General features: G+C 72.6%; 2 protein-coding genes. Both read left to right on the top strand.

Translation table 11 applies throughout. The annotated features are described in order from the left end of the window. Positions 1 to 409, top strand: a 409-nt coding sequence (locus VGD85_RS05330) for a PH domain-containing protein (RefSeq protein ID WP_331062408.1), incomplete at its 5' end; no start/stop codon positions are given. A 69-nt stretch (positions 410 to 478) separates the two neighbouring features. Continuing rightward, positions 479 to 3,729: pyruvate carboxylase (locus tag VGD85_RS05325; RefSeq protein ID WP_331062407.1), on the top strand; the 3,251-nt coding region annotated here is incomplete at its 3' end.

The raw sequence follows: 3,729 nt of genomic DNA, 5'->3' as shown, positions 1-3,729 counted from the left end.
AGCGCTCGGCCCGGCCGCGGCCGCGGTCGTGGCCGCCGTGCTGTTGAGCGTGTTCGCCGACCTCCCCGTATGGGTGCCGGTGCTGACCACGCTCGCGCTGCCCGTCGCCGCGGCCCTGGCGGCCGACCGCACCGCGGCGCTCGGCCACGCCCTGGTCGGCGGCCACTTCGTCGTCCGGTCCGGCAGCCTCGACCGCCGGCGCGAGGCGCTGGAGCTCGACGGGGTCATCGGTTGGAACCTGCGCTCGACGTGGTTCCAGAGGCGCGCCGGGCTGACCTCGCTGACGGCCACCACCGCCGGCGGCCGGCAGGCCGTCACGGCGATCGACGTCCCCGAGGACGTCGCCGTGAGCGTCGCGCTCGCCGCCCACCCGGATCTGTTGGCACCGTTCGTGGTGACCGGCGAGTAGCCCACGGGGCGTCGTCTCGCCGGACGTGGGCGGGCTCACCGGGCTGGCGCCGACTTATAGGTTGTGCGCATGTTCTCCAAGGTGCTGGTGGCCAACCGGGGCGAGATCGCGATCCGAGCGTTCCGCGCGGCCTACGAGGTCGGTGCGCGGACGGTGGCGGTCTTCCCGTTCGAGGACCGCTGGTCCGAGCACCGCCTCAAGGCGGACGAGGCCTACGAGATCGGCGAGCGTGGTCACCCGGTGCGCGCCTACCTCGACCCCGAGGCAATCGTCGCCGTCGCGGTGCGCTCGGGTGCGGACGCGGTCTACCCGGGCTACGGCTTCTTGTCGGAGAACCCCGCGCTCGCCGAGGCCTGCGCCAACGCCGGCATCACGTTCATCGGCCCCACGGCCGAGGTGCTCACGCTCACCGGCAACAAGGCGCGCGCGATCGCCGCGGCCAAGGCGGCCGGCGTACCGACGCTGGCCAGCGTCGAGCCGTCCACGGACGTCGACCACCTCGTCGGGTCCGCCTCCGCGCTGCCATATCCCCTCTTCGTGAAGGCGGTCGCCGGTGGCGGCGGTCGCGGCATGCGGAGGGTCGACCGGCCCGAGGACCTGCGCGAGGCGGTCGAGACCTGCATGCGCGAGGCCGAGGGCGCCTTCGGCGACCCGACGGTGTTCATCGAGCAGGCCGTCGTCGACCCGCGCCACATCGAGGTGCAGATCCTCGCCGACGGCGAGGGCAACGTGATCCATCTCTTCGAGCGCGACTGCTCGGTGCAGCGGCGCCACCAGAAGGTCATCGAGATCGCGCCGGCACCGAACCTCGATCCCGAGCTGCGCGACCGCATCTGTGCCGACGCCGTGCGCTTCGCGAAGGAGATCGGCTACCGCAACGCCGGGACGGTCGAGTTCCTCCTGGACCCCCAGGGCAACTACGTGTTCATCGAGATGAACCCGCGCATCCAGGTCGAGCACACGGTGACCGAGGAGGTCACCGACGTCGACCTCGTGCAGTCGCAGATGCGGATCGCCGCCGGCGAGACGCTGGCCGACCTCGGGCTCTCCCAGGAGACCGTGACGCTGCGCGGGGCCGCACTCCAGTGCCGGATCACGACCGAGGACCCGGCCAACAACTTCCGCCCCGACACCGGCGTGATCACCACGTACCGCTCCCCCGGCGGCGGGGGCGTGCGCTTGGACGGCGGCACCGTCTACACCGGCGCCGAGGTCTCCGCCCACTTCGACTCGATGCTCGCCAAGCTCACCTGCCGCGGCCGCACGTTCGACAAGGCCGTCGAGAAGGCCCGCCGGGCGGTCGCGGAGTTCCGGATCCGCGGCGTCTCCACGAACATCCCCTTCCTCCAGGCGGTGCTGGCCGACCCCGACTTCGCCTCGGGGCACGTGACCACCTCGTTCATCGAGACCCACCCGCACCTGATGCGGGCCCGCGGCACGGGTGACCGGGGCAGCAAGCTGCTGAGCTACCTCGCCGACGTCACCGTCAACCAGCCGTACGGCGCCGCCCCGGTGACCATCGACCCGGTCACCAAGCTCCCCGACGTCAACCTGGAGGTCCCGGCCCCGGACGGCAGCCGACAGCTGCTGCTCGAGGTCGGCCCCGAGGAGTTCGCGCGCCGGCTGCGCGCCCAGGACCGGGTGGCTGTCACCGACACGACCTTCCGCGACGCCCACCAGAGCCTGCTCGCCACCCGGGTCCGCACCCGCGACCTGCTGGCGGTCGCCGGCCACGTCGCCCGCACCACGCCGCAGCTGTGGTCGGTCGAGGCGTGGGGCGGCGCGACGTACGACGTCGCCCTCCGGTTCCTCGCCGAGGACCCGTGGGAGCGGCTGGCCGCGCTGCGCCAGGCGGTGCCGAACATCTGCCTGCAGATGCTGCTGCGCGGTCGCAACACCGTCGGCTACACGCCGTACCCCACCGACGTCACCAACGCGTTCGTCGAGGAGGCCGCGGCCACCGGCATCGACGTGTTCCGGATCTTCGACGCGCTCAACGACGTCGACCAGATGCGGCCCGCGATCGAGGCGGTGCGCGCGACCGGCACCGCCGTCGCCGAGGTCGCGCTGTGCTACACCGGCGACCTCTCGGACCCCGACGAGAGGCTCTACACCCTCGACTACTACCTCGAGCTCGCCGACCGGATCGTCGACGCCGGCGCCCACGTGTTGGCGATCAAGGACATGGCGGGACTGTTGCGCGTGCCGGCGGCGCGCACGCTGGTGACCGCGTTGCGCGAGCGGTTCGACCTGCCCGTGCACCTGCACACCCACGACACCCCCGGTGGCCAGCTCGCGACGCTGCTCGCGGCGATCGACGCCGGCGTCGACGCCGTCGACGCCGCGACGTCGTCGATGGCCGGCACCACCTCCCAGCCGCCGCTCTCCGCGCTGGTCTCGGCCACCGACCACGGCCCGCGCGAGACCGGGCTGTCGCTGGCGGCGGTGTGCGCACTCGAGCCCTACTGGGAGGCGACGCGCCGCGTCTACGCGCCGTTCGAGTCCGGACTGCCCTCCCCCACCGGGCGCGTCTATCGTCACGAGATCCCCGGCGGTCAGCTCTCGAACCTGCGCCAGCAGGCGATCGCGCTGGGCCTCGGCGAGAAGTTCGAGCAGATCGAGGACATGTACGCCGCGGCCAACGACATCCTCGGCAACATCGTCAAGGTCACCCCGTCCTCGAAGGTGGTCGGCGACCTCGCGCTCCATCTCGTCGCCGTCGGCGCCGACCCCGTGGAGTTCGCCGAGGACCCGGGCCGGTTCGATATCCCCGACTCGGTGATCGGGTTCCTCAGCGGCGAGCTCGGTGACCCGCCGGGTGGCTGGCCCGAGCCGTTCCGCACGAAGGCGCTGGCCGGCCGCACCCACAAGCCGCCGGTCGAGGAGCTCACCGCCGAGCAGCGCGACGGCCTCGCCGGCTCGAGCGAGACGCGCCGCCGTACGCTCAACGAGCTGCTGTTCCCGGGGCCGACCAAGGAGTTCACCGAGTCGCGGCTGCGGTACGGCGACACCTCGGTGCTGCCGACCCTCGACTACCTCTACGGGCTGCGGCGCGGCGAGGAGCACGAGGTGCAGATCGAGGAGGGCAAGACGCTCATCCTCGGGGTGCAGGCCATCACCGAGCCCGACGAGCGCGGCTTCCGCACGGTGATGTCCACGATCAACGGCCAGCTCCGTCCGGTCAGCGTCCGCGACCGCAGCGTCGCCGCCGAGGTGGAGGCGGCCGAGAAGGCCGACCCGTCCCAGCCGGGCCACGTCGCCGCGCCGTTCCAGGGCGTGGTGAGCATCGTGGTCGAGGAGGGCCAGCAGGTCGCCGCCGG

It is taken from the genome of Nocardioides sp., from assembly GCF_036401255.1.
Lineage (GTDB): Bacteria > Actinomycetota > Actinomycetes > Propionibacteriales > Nocardioidaceae > Nocardioides.
The sequence above is the reverse complement of the archived record's forward strand: the minus strand, read 5'-3'. Positions and strand labels throughout refer to the sequence as shown.